The sequence below is a fragment of the Microbulbifer thermotolerans genome, assembly GCF_001617625.1.
Lineage (GTDB): Bacteria > Pseudomonadota > Gammaproteobacteria > Pseudomonadales > Cellvibrionaceae > Microbulbifer > Microbulbifer thermotolerans.
Window position 1 is genome coordinate 3,546,094 of record NZ_CP014864.1, and the last position, 20,149, is coordinate 3,566,242.

Sequence of the window (20,149 nt, forward strand, 5' to 3'; positions counted from 1 at the left end):
CCTCTGTTAGTGCCGGTACTGGTAAAGGTGTGTGCAGAGAGCGATACGATAACCGCTCTGCCAGGTGCTGATAGCGTTCGCAAGCTTGCAGTTCAGACTTTCAACCCACTGCCGGCGGCGCGCTTCAAAGGCTTCCCGGGTTTCGCCCTGCTCTCGGCGCAGGCGGTCGCCCACATGGCGCTGCACCCGGTAAGCCAGTTGCGAGCGCCACAGGGCACCGCGGGGATTACCGGCTTTTTCTTCCCCGGCCATATCCACCAGTTGTAAAAGGCTGTAGACGAAGCTGCCGCTCAAACTGAATTCCTCTTTCAATTGACGCAGCTCTTCGCTTTCTGCCAGTAGGGCGCAAAAGTCGCTCCAACTGACGGTTTCCCCATAGCAGGTGACACTGTCTTTTCCCTCCCGCGCCTTGCTCGCATCCAGGGCTTCTTCCGCGGCCTGCCCGCGGCGGCGCACCGGCAGGCCGGGTTTGCCCAGGTGGAAGCCTGCGGAAAAGTGGATGTCCGGATTGCCGGCCACGTAGTTGGCGAAGTCTTTGCGCATGGCCTCAGCCAGTTTCAGCTGGCTGTACCAGGGGCCGATCAGGAAGAAGTCGTCGCCGCCGGCGAAAACGGTGTAGCTGTTGCGGAATCGCTCGCGGCAGCGCCAGGGCAGCCAAAGGGCGAAGAAGAAGTTCATCTGCCGGGACAGGGCGGCCATTTTGGCAAAACTGGGTTTTTCCAGTCCGCGCTGAAATATCTGGCCCAGGTTGTCTACGTCCCCCTTAAGGCTGTGCAACGCGGTAACTCCCTGCCTGCCGCCTTCGCTGTCTTTGCGGCGGTCTTCGCAGGCGAGATGGTTGAGGCTTTTTATTTCGTCGCGGTTGGGCGGTTCTTCACCCAGCTGTTCGTAGCGCGTCAGGTCCGCGATATCGGCAAGTTCAAAACGCGGCACATAGGCGTTGATAAAGCGCCGGGCACAGCCGTTCCAGAGGGGGGCCTCTCCGTCTTGGGGCAGCGAGAAATCCCACAGGCGCACCGGGTCCGATCCCGTCTCTCCGGTGTCGGCGAAAGTGATGCGGTAACCGAAAATATCTGTGTCCAGGGTGCGGTTATTCACTGGTTCCCAGGTGACCAGCAGGCGGTCGTACTTCGCCAGAGCCTCGCCGATGCGGATCTGGTCGCGGGCCTGGCGGCTCATTCTAACGTCGCGATGCGAGATCTCTGCCGGACTGTATTCGTCCAAGGGGCACTCGCCGTCTGCAAAGCGCTCCAGATAGCCTTCAAATACCGCCGGGGTTTCCTCGCTGCACAGGTCCAGGCGCTTGAATTTTTCTACTTCCAGCTGTTTGAACAGGCGTTCGACAAGGCGACGGAAACCGTCCTGACCGCCGCGGAAGTCAGCGGCGCAGGCGGGCAACCAGGTCAGAGTAAGACCGGCGCGCCCCTGACTGTGGTCCATAAACCAGCGGTTGATCACTGAACGGGCCTCTTCCAGCGCCACTGTTGTCTCCGGCGTATTGGGCGCCACCAGCAGGAATTTTCCGGCGGCGTTGATGACCTGACTGGTGGGTGGCAGACCGAGACTTTCCAGCAGATAGAGCGCGGCGCACTCGGTGAGCAGGGACACCATAAAAGAGCGGCCCCGCAGCAGTTTGGCGGCGTATTTCTGCGTCTGACTGCCGGCGGCGAAGATAAAGTCCTGGATGCCGGTCATATCGCCCTGAACGAGCAGAAACTTTTGCTCTTCATCGTCACTGCCGTCGCGCAGGCGCGCCGCTGCGGCACTGTCTTCACGGCCGGTTTCCCGGTGCCAGCGCCAGAGTGCGGTGGCCAGAGCGGCGGTGGTGCGCGAGTGATCGTAGAGGGAGACATCCGCGGGAACCGGCACAAAGCGCCCGTCCACCTTGGCCGCGGTGGCGGAGGGGATGGCGTGGGTAAAGGTGAGCCACAGGCTGTCGAAATGGTCCAGCCACAGGTTCAAATCCCCTTTGTGAGAAGGGGGAATGGGGTTTTCGGACAGCGCCTTTTTAAACTGTTCCCACAGCCGGGCGTATTCCGCCCGCGCGCTCGCCTTGTCTTGAGGCTCGCAGTCTCTCGCTCCCTCCGGCATCAGTGCCTGGGGAGAAAGCGGGCGCAGCAGGTAACGGTGACTCCCGGCTTTTTGCCCGCCCGAGCGCTCCGACAGGCGGATTTTTTCCAGCAGCACTTCCATGCGCGCACTCAGGTGACTGCGGTTCTCCAGCCCCTCTTCCGCTCGGTTGTATTCCTCGAACTCGCTGCGCTCAAACCCGGAGGCCAGGCGGTCGGCACTGGCCACCACCCACTGCAAAAAGGTTTCCGGTTTGTGGTGGCGGGCGGCGGCGTTGATCAGTGAGTCGCCATCGGCCAGTTCGCTGCCGCTGGACCAGGACGCGAAAGGCGAACAGTCACCGGATTTGATATCCGGCAGATGTTCTTCCAGCAGATCCATTGCGATGGCGGTGTAGGCGGCGTGGATGTGGCTGTAGCGGCCTTTGAACTGAGGACAGTACTGCTGGACGTTCAGGTCTCGCAGACTATTACCTCTGTCGTCAGCCTGGCGCTCCGCTTCGGCAATGCCAGCGCGCTCGGCGAACTTGCCCAGGTCGTGTAAATAGGCGGCGAGCGACACGCGGGCGCTGGCCTGGGCTAACGGGTGTTTTTCCATATTGGGTTACTCCCGAGGGTGCTTTTTTCCTTTATATCTGACTTCATTCAGGGCGCGTATGTGGACGCAGTAAGTCAGCTTCCGCATTAATCGCGCCAGTCTATGTTTTCCTTTTCCAACGCCAGGCCGTAACTGGTATTGGGCCTTTTACCAAAACGGGTTATCTGGTAGTTACGCGCCAGCGCCTTGCCCAGCTGGCTTTCGAGTATTTTGTTTACGCGGCTTTTCTTCTCTTCGAAATAAGCCTTGTCCATGCCGTTTTTTAAACTGCGTTCAGTCAATTCTCTATCGCGTCCCATTTCACCTTCAACGGAGCGCACCAGAGTCATCAGTTCATCCGCGAACAGGCCATTAGGTTCACGCAAATCCGCAGCGCAAGGACGTGAATCGTCCCTCAGGTGGCGCTGAACGATCCACGCGTAGAATGCGAATAGCATAGGGGGGAGCTCCACCGCTAATCCACTGGCGCGGAGCTGCCGACAGGTCAAGTCCAACTCAAGCCGGGGCGGTTCATCGATACGCTGAATATGGCGGATGGTCTCACTAAAACCGGCACCACCCTCCAGCAGCGGCTGGGGAATTTCCGTACGCAATCGAACAAAGGGGATATCCGCCAGTTCCACTCGTGCGTCCCGGGCATCCAATACACGGCCGTTACCGACCTCTATCAGGTGGCTTTCTCGGGTGGGGAAGAAAAACTCCGGGTGGCTTTCGTAACCGGACGATACCAATACGTGAGAAAGACGGTCCTGCGCGCGGCCGAACAGCGACAATGCGTAGCCAGCAAAGTAGCCCATGGTTTTTCGTCCACCCGCGAGGGAGAGGTGCAGGGCGGCGCACGGGTCGGAGGTGAAACGGCGCACCCAGTCCACAATCTGGTCCGCGGCTATTTCGTTTTCCCGCGCAGTGCGAATGTCTTCCAGAGGCTGGCCTTGCGCATCGCAAAGTAAGTGAATGTTCTGTTCTTTAAACAGCTCCGGGTCCAACCCATATTCCTTGCACAAGCGTACAAAATTGCCTCCATGAAGAAGCTTGTGGCGTGCGCTGCGGGCACCACTGGCGGTGGTTAACAAGTGAATTTCAGTGGGTATGAACGCGGGGCGCTGAACGCAGGCAAGTGCATAGAGCGTTTCGGTGAGTATCTGCGGCGACATGCCGCTTACCGCCAGTAAAATCCGGCGTTTGCAGTTTTTTGGTTCCATTCCGTACATCAGGTTTTTCTATTTGCTTTTGCACGCGCATTATGCACGCCCTGATGAGCGCTTTCAGAAATCGCAAGCTTGCGATCTTTGCCCAATTTTTTGATTCTGCCTAAACGGAAGGGTAACTGTCCACACGGACGTCTATAACGCCCGCAGCTGCTAAAAAAAATACCCCTCCCCCAGAACGGGAGAGGGGGCGGGGATCAGGAATTTTCCAGGGAAACGGGCAGTTCTGTTTCACTGTCTTTGCGTCCATGCATTTTCAGACGCAGCACTTCGATCACCTTGTACAGGTTGGGCACCAGCAGCAGGGTCACAAAGGTGGCGCAGAGGACGCCGAAGGCGAGGCTGACCACCATTGGGATCAAGAACTGCGCCTGGATGGAGCGCTCGAACATAATCGGCACCAGGCCAATAAACGTGGTGAGCGAGGTGAGAATAATGGGGCGGAAGCGATCGCGGCCCGCCTGCACCACCGCATCCATAATCGCCATGCCGCCAGCGCGCAACTGGTTGATACGATCCATTAGTACCAGGTTATCGTTCACCACAACACCGGCTGCGGCGAGGAAACCGAGCATAGACATAATGCTGATTTCGTAACCCAGCAACAGGTGGCCGAGAATGGCACCGAAGAAGCCGAAAGGCACCGCGGTGAGAATCAGCAGCGGCTGCGAGTAGGAGCGGAAAGCGATTGCCAACAGCGCATAGATCGCGAACAGCGACAGTACAAAGAAAGCGATGATGGCGCCGTTGAATTCCTGCTCCTCCTGCATTTCACCGGCGGTCTTCAGAGAAAAGCCGGGGAATTGTTTTTCCCACTCGGGCACATTTTTTTCTCGGATCTGTTTGAGAATTTCGTGGGCGCTGGCGGAGCCCGGCGTCAATTCCGCGGTGATCTGCACGGTGCGCTCGCGGTCGTGGCGGCGGATGGTGGTGTAGCCGGGCACATAGACGGCGTCCGCCACCGCGCTGAAAGGAATTTCGCCCTGATTGGTGCGGATGCGGATTCGGTCTATCTGTTCTTCGCTCGCACGCTCCTCTTCGGGATAGCGCACCATCACGCGCACATCTTCGCGCCCGCGGGGGATGCGCTGTACTTCTTCACCGTAAAAGCCCTGGCGCACCTGCTTGGCCACATCGGCCAGCCCAATTCCCAAATTGGTGGCGTAAGGTTTGAGCTGGATTTCGATATCCCGGCGGGCACTGGTGAGGTTGTCGCGCACGTCGTAGACACCGGCATAGCTGTTCAGTGCCGCCTTTACCGCATCCGCCGCCACACGCAATTCATCCATGTCGCCGGAGGCGGTGCTCAGGTTCAGGCTCATGCCCGCGCCGTCGTCACCGATGGTGGAAGAGATGTTCATCTCCTCCACACTGGCGGGCAGCTCGCCAATATACTCGCGCCAGCGCAGCGCCAGCTGCTCGGAAGTGACGTCTCGCAGTTCACCATCGGTCAGCTGCAACAGTACCGTCACATTGCCCCGCCACAGGAACACCATGGTGTTCGCCACAAACGGCTCACCGTTGTTAAGTGCCAGCATTTCCTCATCTTGCGCGAGTTGTTCGCCGGCGCGCTCGAACTGCTCCATAACCCGTTTGGCTTCCTCAAAGGATTCGCCCGGTGCCATCACAGTAGTGAGCTGCAGCAAGTCGGAAGGCACCTTGGGTGAGAAAGAAAAACCGATATAACCGCCCTTAAACACAGCGAAGGACAGCAGCAGTGCCACAAGGAAGGCCATCACTGTAGTGCGGCTGTTGCTGAGAGATTTCCCCAGCAGCGGCATATAGTAGTTGTCGCAGGCCGTCTGCATGCCACCGGCGAATTTGCCGCGCAGGTTCTGCAGCCAGTGGCCGAAACCGGATGTCGCCTTGCGCTCCGGCTTCAGGCCCACCAGGTGTGCGGGCAGAATCAACAGGGATTCGATCAGAGAGAAGGAAAGTGCCAGCAGTACCACCACCGGCAGCGACAGCATCATTTGCGCGGTATAGCCGGGCAGGAACAACATGGGAATAAAGAACACCATGGTGGAGACCACGGCGAATATCACCGGCGAGGAAACCTGCTTGACGCCTTCCTCCGCCGCTGCCAATCCCGTTATGCCCCGGTCGTGGGCCGCGTGCACCGCCTCGCCCACAATGATGGCGTCATCGACGACGATCCCCAGAATTAGCAGGAACGCGAACAGCGAAAGCATATTCAGGGTGACACCGGTCACCGGCAGCAACCACAGGGCGCCCATAAAGGCAGTGGCGATGCCCACGGTAACCCAGATGGCGAGCAGTGGGCGCAGAAACAGCATCAGCAACACAAACACCAGCACCAGACCGCCCAGCGCGTTGCTGAGCAAAAGGTTCATGCGCCCCTCATAGGCTTTGGAGAAGTCAAACCAGATATCGAACTCCATCCCCGGCGGCAGTTGTTTGCGGGCCTCTTCCATAAACGCCTTGATGGCGTCGGCGGTGGCCACCACGTCCAGCGGATCGCCCTGCAGCACACGCAGGTTCATGGCTGGGTTGCCGTTGAAACGGATTATCGAACCCTCTTCCTCGAAGCCATCTTCGATTGTCGCCACGTCACCGAGCAGCAGCTGGGTGCCGTCAGCGCGGCTCAGCAGCGGTATGCGCGCGAAGTCATCCGCGGTGTAGGCCTGGCCGCGGGTCTGCACCTGAATATCACCGCGGTCGGAGCGCACCATGCCCGCAGGTAGGTCCAGGGAGGAACGGCGCACCGCGTTGGCGACATCGTCGAAGCTCAGGTTGTAGCGGCGCAGATCCAGTTCGGAAACTTCAATGGAGACTTCGTCGGCGCGGTCCCCCCAGACATCCACTTGGCGCACACCGGGGAGGAGAAGCAGCTTATCGCGCAAATCCAACGCCGTGTCCTTCAGCTGGCGCGGCGAAACCGGCCCCCCGATGGCGATGTGCATGATTTGCGTCGACCACTCTTCCAGCGAAACCACCGGGCGCTCGATATCCGCCGGGAAGGTACTGATGGAATCCACCTGCACCTTGATATCGTTAAGCAAGCGCAGCTGGTCGTAGCCCTCCGCCGCTTCCACCTGTACGGTGCTGTGGCTGCGGCGAGAGAAGGAGTTCACCTCCTTGATGCCCTTGACGTCGGAAATGGCCTGCTCCACCCGCAGCGTGACCTGCTGTTCCACCTCCCGCGGACCGGCGCCGGGATAGCTGATATCCACCCGCACTATGCCCGGGTTGATCGCGGGAAAGACTTCGCGGCCGATATGGAGAACACCGAATAGACCGCCGATGATAATCATGATCATCAGCAGGTTGGCGGCCTTACTGTTGCGTACGAACCATCCAATAATGCCCTGCATAGTCAGAGCGCCTCCTGCGCAGTTGCCGCGGCCCCGCCGTCATCGCCGAGTGGCAGGCCGGTGGGTTTTTCATTCAGCGGGTTGGCGGTGATCACCATGCCTTCACGGGAATAACCGAGGCTGGAGACAATGACTTTCTCGCCGGAAGCGATGTCGCCGCGCAGCCAGACTTCCTCGCCCACCGCCTGCAGCAGTTCCACCTCTTTGAAATGCAGGCGGTTTTCCGCGTCCAGCACCAGCAGATGGTCGCCCTCGTGCAGCGCCTGGCGCGGCAAGCGGGTGACGTTGTCGAAAGTTTTGCCGACGATATCCGCCTCCACGAAAAGACCGTTCAGCAGAGGGGCCTCACCTTTATAGGGATCGCGCACCTGGGCAACGGCGTAAACGAAGCGGCTGTTCGGATCAATGCTCGCCTCGGTGCGCACTATCTCACCGCGCCACTCGCGCTCATGCCCGGCGATCTGTGCGGACAGGCGCACCGCGGGACCGTTTTCAACGGACTGCCCCAAAGGCAGATCCAGCAGAGCCAACTGGCGGTCGGTCAGCGGCAGGCGCACCTCGGCGATGCCGGTACTGTGAATCTTGGCCAGGCGCGTACCCGGCGCCACGTACTGCCCCAGGTCCACATAAGTCTCGACTACGCGACCGGCGAAAGGCGCCAGCACTTTTGTGCGCGCCAGATCCAGTTTGGCCTGATCGCGCTCGGCGCGGGCCGCAGCCACCGCGGCCTCGGCGGCGGCCAGCTGCGGCTTGCGCAGGAAAAGTTCGTTGGCGGCGGGGGACCCCAGGTCGCGCCACTCCCGCTTGGCCTGCTTGGCGCGGCCCTGTTCCTGGGCCAGTGCGGAAATGGCTTCGGCCAGCTGCGCCTCGGTGCGGGTGAGTTGGTGCTCGTAGTCAGCGGCCTCTATCTGCAAGAGCGAATCCCCGGCATCAAAGAAGCCCCCGGCCACGAAGGCGTCGCTCACCCGCTCGATCACACCGCCGACACGGGCCACCACTTCGATCTCGTGGCGCGCCTGTACCGTACCCTGACTGGGCACCAGCAGAGTTTGGCGCCCGGGGTCAGCGTAGAGCACATCAGCCACTGGTGGCGGTGTCGCCTCCGCAGCCTTTTCCTCAGGCTTCGGCGCAAGCCCCAACACCAAAGCAATAGCGGCGATGCCAACCAACAGAACAATCACCAGCAGCTTGTTTTTCTTAGAATTTTCCACAATACCCTCAACCCGGAATTGGATCACAGTTGTTCAAAAATTAACTAGCGGTGAATTCTACTGGAGTTCGACGACGAAAGATGCCACTTCGGATGCAGGTCACCGCAAAGCACTGCGCTTTGCCGCAAACCTTTCTCACCGCGCCCAGGTCACGCATAATGCCCCACCCAATTGGCCCCTCAGGGATGGCCGCAGGCCGCCTCTGTGAAGAAACAATCCCGTCATACGGATGTAAAACGAAGATGCTGGATATCAACGCCCGAATAGCTGAAGAACTCAACGTACGCTCGCAACAAGTGGCCGCCGCGGTGGCACTGTTGGACGAAGGGGCCACAGTGCCCTTTATCTCCCGCTACCGGAAAGAAGTTACCGGCGGGCTGGACGACACCCAGCTGCGCACCTTGGAAGAACGGCTGCGCTACTTGCGCGAACTGGAAGAGCGCCGCGCAACCATCCTCAAGAGCATAGAAGAGCAGGGCAAACTGACCCCGGAACTGGCGCAACAAATCGAAGCCGCCGATACCAAGAACCGCCTCGAAGACCTCTACCTGCCCTATAAGCCCAAACGCCGTACCAAGGGCCAGATCGCCATTGAAGCCGGCCTCGAGCCGCTGGCAGACGCACTCTTCGCCGACCCATCCCTGAACCCCGAAGAAGAAGCGCAGAAGTATCTCAACACCGAGCACGAAGACAGCGCGCTGCACGTCAAGGACATCAAAGCCGCACTCGACGGAGCCAAGTTCATCCTGATGGAACGCTTCGCTGAAAATGCCGAACTGCTCGGCAAGCTGCGCGACTTCCTCAAGCGCGACGGCCAGGTGAAATCCAAGGTACTCGACGGCAAAGAAGAAGAAGGCGCCAAATTCCGCGACTATTTCGAGTACAGCGAAGACTGGGCCAAGGTCCCGTCCCACCGCGCCCTGGCGATATTCCGCGGCCGCAACGAGGGCATACTGGCCATCAGTATCGGACTCGAAGGCGACGAGGAGCGCGCACCGACACAGGCCCACCCCTGCGAGGCGATGATTGCCAAGCACTTCGAAATTTCCGACCAGGGGCGCCCGGCGGATAAATGGCTGGGCGAGGTGGTGCGCTGGACCTGGCGCATCAAACTGCTTACCGCCCTGGAAACAGACCTGCTCGGCGAGCTGCGCGAGCGCGCAGAAGAAGAAGCCATCAAAGTATTCTCCCGCAACCTCAAGGACCTGCTGCTGGCGGCCCCGGCGGGCCAGAAGGCCACCATCGGCCTGGACCCGGGCCTGCGCACCGGTGTCAAAGTGGCGGTGGTGGACGCCACCGGCAAACTGCTGGACCACACGGCGATTTTCCCCAACCCGCCGCAAAACCGCGTACAGGAGTCCGCCGCGGTGATCGCCGCCCTGTGTGAAAAATACAACGTGGGCCTGATCGCCATCGGCAACGGCACCGCCAGCCGCGAGACGGACAAATTCGTCGGCGATACCATCAAACAGTACAAGCTCAAAGTGCAGAAGGTGATGGTGAACGAGGCCGGGGCCTCCGTTTACTCCGCATCCGAATTCGCCGCGCGAGAGTTCCCGGATCTGGACGTCACCATCCGCGGTGCCATCTCCATCGCCCGCCGCCTGCAGGACCCGCTGGCGGAGCTGGTGAAAATCGAACCTAAATCCATCGGTGTGGGCCAATACCAGCACGATGTCAGCCAGACCATGCTGGCCCGCTCCCTAGACGCGGTGGTGGAAGACTGTGTGAACGGCGTCGGCGTGGAACTGAACTCCGCCTCTGCACCGCTGCTAGCGCGAGTGTCGGGTCTGAGCCAGTCCATCGCCAACAACATCGTGACCTACCGCGACCAGAACGGTGCCTTCAAAAACCGCGAACAACTGATGGAAGTACCGCGCCTCGGGCCCAAGGCCTTCGAGCAAGCCGCCGGCTTCCTGCGTATCAACAGTGGCGAAAACCCGCTGGATAAGTCCGGCGTCCACCCCGAGGCCTATATCGTGGTGCGCCGCATCGCGGAGAAAAACGGCCGCGAAATCAACAGCATCATCGGTGACACCGCCTTCCTGCGCAGCCTGAACCCGGCGGACTACACCGATGAAAAGTTCGGCCTGCCTACGGTCACCGACATCATCGCCGAACTGGAAAAACCCGGCCGCGACCCGCGCCCGGAATTCCGCACGGCGAAATTTGAAGAGGGCGTCGAAGAAATCAAAGACCTGCGCCCGGGCATGGTGCTCGAAGGCACCGTCACCAACGTTACCAACTTCGGCGCCTTTGTGGATATCGGCGTTCACCAGGACGGCTTGGTGCATATCTCCGCCCTGTCGGAGAAATTCGTCAAGGACCCCCACGAAGTGGTCAAGGCCGGCGATATCGTCAAAGTGAAAGTGATGGAAGTGGACGTAGCGCGCAAGCGTATCGGACTGTCCATGCGCCTTTCCGATGAGCCGGGCGAACAGGGCAGCGGCGGCGTCAAAAAAGGCGACCACCGCGAAAGCCGCCAGGCCCAGCGCCACAACAACAGAAACCGCCAGCAACAGGGCGGCGGGCGCGGCAGTATGGGCGACCTGCTGATGGCGGCGATGAAAAACAAAAAATAAAAGTAAAAAGGGCGATCAGCCGATCGCCCTTTTATTTATAAGGCCCCTGATTAATCTAGACCCGAGACGTAAAGATAACACGAAGCCAAACGAAAGTCTTAGATAACAAGACTACCATCTCGAAATCGCCAAACACCGGCAGCCACCCGAATTTTTAAATAAATTTTATTAGTAGAGAGACAGAAACCATCCGTAGCACTCTCACGAATAAAGCAAAGCAATGAACTTTAATCTAGGCACTTAATCTTCGACTATTTATAATTCTATACTTGCATATCAAGGATCTGTGAGACAAGGAGTTGTTGCCATGTCGATATATGAAGAAGAAAAACAGTATCACGAGAAAAACCTATTGGAGCGTGTAATCGATGACGTACTGAAGAACAAAGGAGGTGAGCTCACTCAAAGCGATTTGAACCGAGTTAGCGTAGCAGCTCAAATTCAAATAGGTATTGACACCTATCGTCTGCAAGCAAGCGAAATGAGCGAAGAGCAATTACGCAACGAGAAACATAACTCAACTCGACTCGCACGTCACCTTGAAGAGATTGGAAAGCCTCGACCACCGCGTTGCCATGCACATGCCATAATTTCTGGAAATCACAAATACGCAGCTCAGCTAAGAATCATTATGGCCGCACTTAAAATACGTATTGATGATCCTGACAATGGATGCTGGCTTCCGGAAAACACAGCTGCAACGCCTCACCCCGCGTTCCCTGCTGCTATACCACACAGCAGAATCCATAGATTCAATTACTTTTTCTGGTTATTCTCCCGGCTTAGAGGAATAAGAAGCAGTCAAATATTCAGAAAAAACCTGCAATTAATAGCCAAATATCTACAAGAAGGAAATATCCCCGAATATGTCATGCTGAAAAAAGGAGCTGGCCTTCCCAGCGGCGCGAGGTTTCCACAATGATATATAGACTTGGATTTGATCGAGAAAATTACCTGGTAGGCGATATATCCCTAGACGAAATAAAAGCTAAGATGGGAGATTATTTTGCACTGGACAGAGATTGCTGGTCTGAAATCTGGCGCCCCCCAGAAATTGTCTTCACAGACGAAAGCGACAAAAAGAATGTTACCAATCCCCCAGACATCACCTGTTGGTTTACTGATGACTTAATCCTCAACGAATTAGCTGTCAATAAAATTGGTCATGAAATTGAACCCTATGGAGAGCTTTTACCTGCAACGTGTGAGGGAATACCTTATTGGGTTTTACACGTTACACAAAAAACGGGCATGGATACCGTAGATCTTGAAAATAGCAAGCGCACAGTGGAGGAAGGCGGGTTCATTGATGTACATAATCTGAAATTTCTGGAAGATCGGCTAAAAGACATATTGATATTCAAAACCGAGTTCAGTGGTTATAAAAATATCTACTGTACGGAAAGGTTTAAAGCGTTAATAGAGTCCTCCAACCTAAAAGGATTAAGGTTTTCCATGGACCTCGCATCAATTTTTTAAAAAAACTGCGTTTCCGGCGCACTGCTAAACCGCAGCTGCTCCCCGCTCTCCGGATGGGTAAATGCCAGCTCCGTCGCATGCAGCAACAGTCGCGGTGCGGCGGTCCGGGCCTGCGGGTGGGCGTAGAAGGGATCGCCGAGAATCGGATGGTCTATGGCCTGCAGATGCACCCGCAGCTGATGGGAGCGCCCGGTTACCGGGCGCAGGCACACTAGGCTGAAACCGGCACATGCGGAGATTTTTTCCCAGCGGGTCAAAGATGGCTTGCCCAGTTCGAAATCCACCTTCTGCCGGGGCCGGTTGGGCCAGTCGCAGATCAGGGGCAAATCGATTTCACCGGAATTGTCCGCCAGCTCTCCCCACACCTTCGCACAGTAGACCTTCTCCACCTGACGGTTTTGAAACTGCGCGCTGAGCTTGCGATGCGCCTGCGGATTCCGCGCCATCACCACCAGCCCAGAGGTGTCCATATCCAGCCGGTGCACAGTCAGCGCCCCCGGATAACGCGCCTGGGCGCGAGAAGCCAGGCTGTCGCGGTGCGCCGGGTCGCGCCCGGGCACGCTGAGCAGGCCGCTGGGTTTGTCCAGCACCAGAAGTGCTTCGTCCTCGTACACCACGCTGAGGAAGGGCTCGGCGGGCGGGCGGTATGCGCGCAATTTCTCTCTCCCGCTATCTGACAATGGGGGGCGGTCTCTGTGTCATTTGCGCGAGCCTTGTGGTCAATATCGACCCCCAGGAGTCTGTACCGAGAAGCGGAGGATTCAGAGCCTCCCTAGTCCGCCGGCAGTTCGCGGACACGCTCGCGCGGTGCCGCCATTATACGCCGCATTATGCCCAGGCCCCTGCGCCAGCCGAGCACACTCTGGGCTGTGACCACGCCGCCGATCATGGCCCCGGTAACACCGCAGATCAAAATATCCTGCCCTGTCAGATACAACCCTTTGATTCGGGTTTGCGGCCGCAGCCAAGATTCCTTGAAGCGCGCCGGGTCGTGTTCGAGACCATAGATTTCGCCGCGGGAATAACAGCAGAAATAATCGGTGGACAGGGGTGTGGATAGCTCGCAGTAATCGATCTGCCCGCGCAGTTGTGGGAAGTGTTTGTACAGGTGCTCCAGCAACCGCTGGCTGAATTTTTCCTTCAGTGCTTCATAGTCTTCTCCGCGCTTACCCCAGGGCTTATCGTGCCACTGCTGGAACCACTCGTATTTGGCCGGCGCGACAATTTCTATGGTGGCGCGGCCTGGATAGCGCTGGTTGAAACTCGGGTCCTTGGCGGATGGAAAGGAGATGTATACCAGTGGTATTTCCGCCTCGCTGTCAGCGGTGAATTCGCGCACCGCACCTTCGTAATCCGTTCCGGGGTAGAGCCAGTAGTTGGTCTTCGGCAGCCCCAGCTCGGCGGCGGTTTTGCGCAGGCCGATATAGAGGCAGAGGTGGGCCATGGAGGGCCGCACGCGCCGCAGATCGCGGCAGTAACCGGCCTGCTCGCTGGCGCTGCGCGGCAGCAGGCGCTCGAAAGTATTAAATACGCCCGCAGCGGAGATCACCAGCGGGGCCGCTATCTCCGTGCCGTCTGCCATGCGCACACCGCGCACGCGCTTTCCGTCGAGCAGAATGGTTTCCACCTTGGCATAGGTGAACACCTCGCCGCCGCCTTTTTGGATCTGCGGGATGATCGTCTCCGCGATCTTGCTGGCACCGCCCACGGGATAGTAACCGCCGTAGAGATAGTGCCTGGCGATAAGGGCGTGCATGATAAAGCTGCCGGTCTGCGGCGTCATACCGTTGTCGCCCCACTGTCCGGTGAGCACGGCGATCAACTTTTCGTTGTCGGTCAGCTCGCGCAGGGCCTCGTAAGTGGTTTTGTTCAGGTAATCCGGCCAGGTGAATTTCTTCCACAGTGCCAGCAGCGGACCGCACCACTGCGGCAGCAGTTTCTCCATCGCCAACAGGCGCATGGCCTTGCCCGCCACGGATACCCGCTGCAGATAGGCCTCGATGGTTTTCTCTTCCCCGGGGAAATGTTTCAGGATTTCGGCGGCGAATTGCTCCCGCCCCGCACACAGGTCGAACTGCTCGTCGCCGATACAAATGCGGTCATAGCAGTTATCCATCGGCGCCCAGTGCAAATTCCCGGCAGTGAGAAAGTCGAACAGTTTTTTCGTTACCGTCGGGTGATCGCCCACATCGCCGATATAGTGCACCCCCACATCCCACTCATAGCCGTTGCGGTCGTAGGCGTGAGTGAAACCGCCGGCGGTGTAGTGCTGCTCCAGCACCAGTACTTTTTTGCCCGCCGCACTCAACAGGGCCGCCGTGGTGAGACCGCCCATTCCCGAGCCGATCACAACGGCATCGTAAGGCCCTTGCAGGCGGCCGGGTCTGTAGCGCCGCCCAATTCGGAGCCGGCCGGGTTGGGGCGCCTTGCGCGCGCTCGCGGTTGCTTCCGCCATATCGAGCCTCTCAATAGGTGATTAATTATTGTTGTAACGCAACCTTAGCCTCGAACGCCCCTATATGCAACTAGTTGCATATGCAGCTCTGTGTTCACTCCGACAAGCCGGCGCCGCTTCGAGTGACGTTTGACGGAATCCCGGGCACCTCTGGTTCATTCACTCAGGCAAGGAGTTGGCAAGCCGCGATAAACCCAGCGTCACTGTTGCGTTAAACTGCGCACATTCGCCAGCCTGTTATTGAGCGAGCCCATGGCAAAATCCAACATCGAAGACCTGAAACTCGACAATCAGCTCTGCTTCAGCCTCTATTCCACCTCCCTGGCGATGAGCAAGACCTACAAGCCCCTGCTGGAGAAACTGGGGCTTACCTATCCGCAGTACCTGATGATGTTGGTGCTCTGGGAAGAAGACGGTATCACCGCCACGGAGCTCGGCCACCGCCTGAGGCAGGACAAAGGCGCTTTGAGCCCAGTCATCAAACGCCTGGAGGCCCAGGGGTTGATCGAACGCCGGCGCGACGCCAATGACGAGCGCCGGGTTCACCTGCAGCTCACAACCGAGGGAAAAAGCCTGCGCCGCAAGGCGGAATCTATCCCCCGGCAGGTTCTGTGCGCCGGCGGCCTGGACCGCAAATCCGCGCAGCAACTGAAAGCGCAAATTGACGCCCTGCGCCGCTCACTGGACACCCCCGCAGACACCGGCGACCAATAAGACTCACCCAGCGGTCTCCCCCCATGGCTATTACCGCCATAGATAAAACTAATTATCGCAATAACAGTTATCGCGATAACTTTATTTTCGCCCACAAGGCAAGACACCTCTGGCGAATGCACCACCACCGGGAAGCGAAGTATCCAGAGGTTCCCTAGACTTTTGCAGCAAAACAACCGAGGACACCATCATGCAAGTACTTTATAAAGCCGTGGCCACCGCCACCGGAGGCCGAGACGGCCAAGCCAAATCCTCCGACGGCATCCTGGATGTCAAACTCGCCATTCCCAAGGAGTTGGGCGGCCCCGGCGGCGATGCCACCAATCCGGAGCAGCTGTTTGCCGCCGGTTACTCCGCCTGCTTTATTGGCGCCATCAAGTTCGTCGCCGGACAGGAGAAGGTCAAACTGCCGGACGATATCCGAGTGCGCGCCGAGGTCGGCATAGGCCCGGTCAATGGTGGCAAGGGCTTCGGTTTGGACATCGATCTGTTTATCAGCCTACCGGGGCTGGAGAGGGAGAGTGCGGAAAAACTGATCCAACGCGCCCACGAGGAAGTCTGCCCGTATTCCAACGCCACCCGCGGCAATGTGGATGTACGCCTGCATTTGGAGACCTAATCAAAACGCCGCACCGCCCGGGCACAATGTGCCCAGCAACGCATAGCACCCGGCCCCGCTGGGGCCAGGTGCCCGCCAGGAATGCTTTCTGCACCCGCTCCGATCGCAAACGCAGCGCCGGAACTCGCGCAATTCATACAAAATAGATATCTCAATAAGGGACTTAAAAACAAAATACAGTCACAATAAAAGCCCCACAGAATCCGGCAATTATTGCGCAGTCTGCCGATACCCGAAATCTTTATCCCAATCATAAAATCCGCCTTCAGCGCGAGCCGCTCAGTGCGCAGATAACCCGGCCCCATCCGGATGATTGCGCACCAAGCTGGCAAATTGTGCCCCCCAACAACAGCAGCAGTAGCCGAAAAAGCAATGTATCGCCGCAGTAAGCAGTCCTCTTTCCTTGAGTTTCCCGCACATCAGCCGTCTCGCCGCCGGATGGGTATGACCTGGTGCAGCCTGCTGTTCGCAGGTGCAGTCTCTTTCTCTGGCGCGGCGCCGGCCGCGGAGGCGGAACCGGCGGATACATCCCTGCAGGCCATCACCGTGCGTATCGACAACGATTTTTTTGCCGGCAGGGACCGGGGTTATTCAAACGGCGTCGAGGTTGGATTCGTGTCGCAAACAGTCGACAGCTTTCAGGATGCACGCCTGCCATCCAGCTACCGCCTGCTAAACCGCGTCACGGGCTGGCTGCAGCCGCAGGGGTATACCGATTACAACATGACGGTAAGCGTAAGCCACGGCATATTCACCCCTACGGACTGGGAGGAGGAAGCGCTGATCGAAGACGACAGACCCTATGCCGGGGCGCTGATTTTTGAAGCCAACTACAATGGCCGCAATGACAATACGATGCGAGCCACCGGCATCTCGCTGGGTATTGTCGGCCCTTCCGCACAGGCGGAGGAGCTGCAGCGAGCAGTGCACAGTCTGCTGGGATCAGACCGCTTCCGCGGCTGGGACAATCAGCTGTCGGATGAGGTGGTCTTCCGCCTGCACTCCCATTGGCTGCGCCGCTATCAGCTGCGCCGCGCGCCGCGCGAAAACTGGAAATCAGACCTGATCCTGCACGGCGGCGGCAACATCGGCAACCTGCTGACTTCCGCCAACACCGGCGTGGAATGGCGCTTCGGCCCCCAGCTGCCGGACAACTTCGGCAGCGCGCCACTGCTGCCCGCGGCCCTGAACACGGCGCCGGAGCGATCAGCGGACTATTCCCGCAGGTTGAAACTACACGGCTTCGTCAGCTTGGACTTGCAGCTGATCGCCCACGACATCACCCTCGACGGCAACCTGTGGAAAGACAGCCACAGTGTCGACCGGGAACCCTTTGTCGCACAACTGGGCGTGGGTGTGGCGGGCAGTTACGGGATGTGGCAATTCGCCTTTGCCCGCTTTGTACGCACGCGGGAATTTGCAGGCCAATCGGAAAAGCCGCAGCTGGGCAGCGTGACTATCCGACGCAATTTTTAGGGCGCGTCTGCGCGTGAGCGCGGCCTACGCTTCCGGAAGATCAAGCAGTGGTGGAATAACAGCCGGCAATTAAGGTTTTTATCCGCGCTGCGGGCCCGCCATCCGCTTCGAGCCAGTAGCGGCACTGATAGTGCACAGGCAGCTGGTGTTTGTCCGCGAACCACCCCGCCAGCGTCAAGCTGAGTCTCCCGGCCCGGGGATTGCAGCCAGTCACCGAGGCCACCTCAAACCCGAAATAATCACCCACGGCTGGGTACAGTGCCTTAAACAAACTTTCCTTGGCAGAAAAGGTCAGGAACACGGCCTGAGACGGCGCCAAACCGGCATCAACCAAAAGCGCCAATTCCCTTTCCCCCATGACGGCCTGCTGCACATCCGCAAAATCCATTTCAGGTGAGAGCAACTCTATATCCACACCGAGAAAATCATTGTGCGCACGGAGGCTGGCGGCACAGACAGCCCGCCCCGCGGCATGGGAAATGGAGGCGACAACCCCTTGCGGCCAAACCGGATTGCGCCGCGGGCCAATGCCGACCGGCCCGCAGGCCCGAACATCAATATCGAGGGCGGCCAATGCCAGGGATGCCGCATATCTGCCGGCCAGAAACTCCGCCTGACGCTTGCGCACCGAAGCGGCGATGGACGCCGGCATAAGCAAGTTCAGGACAGCGTAATCCGCCGGCTGAAATAAGGAGACATCGAATTTGCACGACACAGTAACAATCTGTGTGTCCACGTCGAACGCCTTGTGGACATCAGAAATGAATGCCGGCGCCGCGCTGTCCGTCATACTGGAAAACCCTGGGTTCGTCACTGCAATCACCACCGGACACCAGCGATTATGTGGAGGCGCAATCCCCTTCTGCGCCTTCTTTTTCCACTGCAGCTTCCGCCTCTTGCCTTCGCCCTGATACATCGCGCAGAGAGCGGCACCCCAACAACAGCAACAACCCGGCGGCAAAACTGCCCGCGCCGACAGCGAACACAGCACCGGTGGCGGAGAGCCATTTACCCAATAGCCCCGCCCCCAATGTGCCCACCGAATCCCCACAGGCATCTTGCGCCGTCCAGATAGCGTTTACCCGCCCCAGGTAATGGTCTGGGGTTGCATCCTGAACCAGGCCGTACTCCAGCAGTCCGGCTATGGCAACCAGATAACCGAACACCGCCAGAATGAACAAGGCTATTGGCAGGGCGTTACTCAAACTGAACAACATCAGACAGGTAAAGGCCCCCAAGCTCACTGCCGCCATGACCAGCCCCGGCTGCCGCAGGTGCGACGCCCAGCCACTCAGCAGCGCCCCCAGCGCCGCGCCGACCGGAACCGCCGAATACAGTAGTCCCAGTTCGAAGGCACCTCCACCAAACTGCGATGCATTCAGGGCCGGAAACAGTACCCGCACGCCTGTTGCCAGCGTGACCAAGATACCGACCCCCACCACGCCGAGAATCAATGGGTTGGAAAATACAAAAGCGAATCCTTCCGCCAGTGCCCACAACGGCTTCTGGCCACCGTCCTGTGCCGTATCCGGCTTCATGGTGGGCAAGCCGAGCAGAGGTATTAAAGTCAGCCCGGTTCCCAGCGCCGCAAGCATATAACTCCAGCCGAGATTGCCGAACGCGATAATCACGCCGCCCAAGGCCGGAGAAATCACCGACGCCAGGCGCACGCTCACCATAGACACCGCGCGCGCCTGGATTAAATGCTCCCGCCCCACAATAAACGGCATCGCGGCCAGCAGTGCTGTCACACCCAAGGCACCGAAAAAGCCATCCCATAGCGCCAATCCGTAAACAACCGCCAGCGATGGCTGCGGCAGCCAGGCGTTGATCGCCATGCCCAGAAAACCGACACCACAAATAGTGCGGGCAAACAGAATCAGTTTTTTGCGGTCGTAGCGGTCCGCCAAAACACCGCCCCACAATAGCCCCACAAATAACCCTGCGCCCTCCACAGCCATTACCGAGCCCACATGAAAACTGTCTCCTGTCAGTTCGTATGTCTGCAGCGGAATCGCCACCGAGAGGATACCGAGCCCGAGCAGAGAGATGGTGCGCGCGATAAATACATGGCGAAAGTGACGGTTGGACTTCAGGATACTGAAATCCACAAAAAGGGATTTTTTAGACATAGTTTTTTAATCGGTTGTGGCTCCCGGGCAAAGCCGCGCCCGGGCGCGATTAAAACGAAAAGTTGCTGGTTTCAGGTTTGGAATGATTTTTCGGCTTCGAAGCGACTGGCTCAGAAGTACATTGAAAAATCGCCGATTGCGGGGCGCTCAGGCAATCGGGCCGGCATTGCGAAAATACACGAAAAATTCCCTGTAACTACGCCGGATATCTTCCTGTATCCGGCGGTTTCGAAATACCAACCCCATTACCTGAGCTTCTTATCTAGCCGCG

The 20,149-nt window shown here is 58.5% G+C and carries 14 protein-coding genes; 6 read left to right on the forward strand and 8 right to left on the reverse strand.

All coding sequences use genetic code 11. The annotated features are described in order from the left end of the window. Positions 1-6 precede the first annotated feature (6 nt). The 4 genes from cas10 to A3224_RS14650 all read right to left on the reverse strand — a co-directional run bounded on the left by cas10 (position 7) and on the right by A3224_RS14650 (position 8,421). Complete coding sequence (cas10, locus tag A3224_RS14635; RefSeq protein WP_067156280.1) at positions 7-2,667, reverse strand: type III-A CRISPR-associated protein Cas10/Csm1; 2,661 nt, start codon at positions 2,665-2,667, stop codon at positions 7-9. 86 nt (positions 2,668-2,753) lie between these two features. Then, complete coding sequence (gene csm6 / locus A3224_RS14640; protein WP_074904187.1) at positions 2,754-3,869, reverse strand: CRISPR-associated ring nuclease Csm6; 1,116 nt, start codon at positions 3,867-3,869, stop codon at positions 2,754-2,756. A gap of 203 nt (positions 3,870-4,072) precedes the next feature. Further along, positions 4,073-7,210, reverse strand: coding sequence for an efflux RND transporter permease subunit (locus A3224_RS14645; protein WP_067156285.1), 3,138 nt, complete (start codon positions 7,208-7,210; stop codon positions 4,073-4,075). Between the two features lie 2 nt (positions 7,211-7,212). After that, the gene (locus A3224_RS14650; RefSeq protein WP_067158097.1) at positions 7,213-8,421 is read right to left on the reverse strand and encodes an efflux RND transporter periplasmic adaptor subunit; all 1,209 of its coding nucleotides are present in this window, start codon (positions 8,419-8,421) and stop codon (positions 7,213-7,215) included. Between the two features lie 242 nt (positions 8,422-8,663). Between A3224_RS14650 and A3224_RS14655 the strand changes: the two genes are divergently transcribed. From A3224_RS14655 to A3224_RS14665, 3 genes are all read left to right on the forward strand, one after another. Continuing rightward, the gene (locus A3224_RS14655) at positions 8,664-11,003 is read left to right on the forward strand and encodes a Tex family protein (protein ID WP_067156288.1); all 2,340 of its coding nucleotides are present in this window, start codon (positions 8,664-8,666) and stop codon (positions 11,001-11,003) included. Positions 11,004-11,310: 307 nt separating this feature from the next. Next, entirely contained in the window at positions 11,311-11,925 is a 615-nt protein-coding gene (locus A3224_RS14660; RefSeq protein ID WP_067156291.1) for an AHH domain-containing protein, read from the forward strand. Then, positions 11,922-12,482, forward strand: coding sequence for an imm11 family protein (locus A3224_RS14665; protein ID WP_067156294.1), 561 nt, complete (start codon positions 11,922-11,924; stop codon positions 12,480-12,482). Before A3224_RS14660 ends, A3224_RS14665 begins: the two co-directional genes overlap by 4 nt. Here the strand turns inward: A3224_RS14665 and A3224_RS14670 are convergent. Beyond that, positions 12,479-13,138 carry an RluA family pseudouridine synthase gene (locus A3224_RS14670; RefSeq protein WP_067156297.1) on the reverse strand — a complete coding sequence of 220 codons (660 nt, stop codon included), beginning with the start codon at positions 13,136-13,138 and terminating at the stop codon, positions 12,479-12,481. The genes A3224_RS14665 and A3224_RS14670 overlap by 4 nt on opposite strands. A gap of 116 nt (positions 13,139-13,254) precedes the next feature. Continuing rightward, positions 13,255-14,937, reverse strand: coding sequence for a phytoene desaturase family protein (locus A3224_RS14675; RefSeq protein WP_067156300.1), 1,683 nt, complete (start codon positions 14,935-14,937; stop codon positions 13,255-13,257). Between the two features lie 252 nt (positions 14,938-15,189). On the opposite strand from A3224_RS14675, the gene A3224_RS14680 reads away from it, so the two are divergent. The 3 genes from A3224_RS14680 to A3224_RS14695 all read left to right on the forward strand — a co-directional run bounded on the left by A3224_RS14680 (position 15,190) and on the right by A3224_RS14695 (position 17,746). After that, the gene (locus A3224_RS14680; protein WP_067156302.1) at positions 15,190-15,651 is read left to right on the forward strand and encodes a MarR family winged helix-turn-helix transcriptional regulator; all 462 of its coding nucleotides are present in this window, start codon (positions 15,190-15,192) and stop codon (positions 15,649-15,651) included. Positions 15,652-15,841: 190 nt separating this feature from the next. Continuing rightward, positions 15,842-16,270, forward strand: a complete 429-nt coding sequence (locus A3224_RS14685) for an organic hydroperoxide resistance protein (protein WP_067156305.1) — start codon at positions 15,842-15,844, stop codon at positions 16,268-16,270. A 444-nt stretch (positions 16,271-16,714) separates the two neighbouring features. Next, positions 16,715-17,746 carry a lipid A deacylase LpxR family protein gene (locus A3224_RS14695; RefSeq protein ID WP_197463004.1) on the forward strand — a complete coding sequence of 344 codons (1,032 nt, stop codon included), beginning with the start codon at positions 16,715-16,717 and terminating at the stop codon, positions 17,744-17,746. A 40-nt stretch (positions 17,747-17,786) separates the two neighbouring features. Here the strand turns inward: A3224_RS14695 and A3224_RS14700 are convergent, their stop codons facing one another. Both A3224_RS14700 and entS read right to left on the reverse strand, forming a co-directional pair. Further along, complete coding sequence (locus A3224_RS14700; protein ID WP_067156314.1) at positions 17,787-18,536, reverse strand: 4'-phosphopantetheinyl transferase family protein; 750 nt, start codon at positions 18,534-18,536, stop codon at positions 17,787-17,789. Positions 18,537-18,585: 49 nt separating this feature from the next. Then, complete coding sequence (gene entS / locus A3224_RS14705; RefSeq protein ID WP_082817560.1) at positions 18,586-19,878, reverse strand: enterobactin transporter EntS; 1,293 nt, start codon at positions 19,876-19,878, stop codon at positions 18,586-18,588. Positions 19,879-20,149 lie beyond the last annotated feature (271 nt).

Excerpts from the sequence above, each read along its gene's own strand:
- A3224_RS14665 (WP_067156294.1), top strand. The coding sequence starts at position 11,922 with ATGATATATAGACTTGGATTTGATCGAGAAAATTACCTGGTAGGCGAT.
- csm6 (WP_074904187.1), bottom strand. The coding sequence starts at position 3,869 with ATGGAACCAAAAAACTGCAAACGCCGGATTTTACTGGCGGTAAGCGGC.
- A3224_RS14675 (WP_067156300.1), bottom strand. The coding sequence starts at position 14,937 with ATGGCGGAAGCAACCGCGAGCGCGCGCAAGGCGCCCCAACCCGGCCGG.
- A3224_RS14685 (WP_067156305.1), top strand. The coding sequence starts at position 15,842 with ATGCAAGTACTTTATAAAGCCGTGGCCACCGCCACCGGAGGCCGAGAC.
- cas10 (WP_067156280.1), bottom strand. The coding sequence starts at position 2,667 with ATGGAAAAACACCCGTTAGCCCAGGCCAGCGCCCGCGTGTCGCTCGCC.
- A3224_RS14700 (WP_067156314.1), bottom strand. The coding sequence starts at position 18,536 with ATGACGGACAGCGCGGCGCCGGCATTCATTTCTGATGTCCACAAGGCG.
- A3224_RS14695 (WP_197463004.1), top strand. The coding sequence starts at position 16,715 with ATGACCTGGTGCAGCCTGCTGTTCGCAGGTGCAGTCTCTTTCTCTGGC.
- A3224_RS14645 (WP_067156285.1), bottom strand. The coding sequence starts at position 7,210 with ATGCAGGGCATTATTGGATGGTTCGTACGCAACAGTAAGGCCGCCAAC.
- entS (WP_082817560.1), bottom strand. The coding sequence starts at position 19,878 with ATGTCTAAAAAATCCCTTTTTGTGGATTTCAGTATCCTGAAGTCCAAC.
- A3224_RS14660 (WP_067156291.1), top strand. The coding sequence starts at position 11,311 with ATGTCGATATATGAAGAAGAAAAACAGTATCACGAGAAAAACCTATTG.
- A3224_RS14680 (WP_067156302.1), top strand. The coding sequence starts at position 15,190 with ATGGCAAAATCCAACATCGAAGACCTGAAACTCGACAATCAGCTCTGC.
- A3224_RS14655 (WP_067156288.1), top strand. The coding sequence starts at position 8,664 with ATGCTGGATATCAACGCCCGAATAGCTGAAGAACTCAACGTACGCTCG.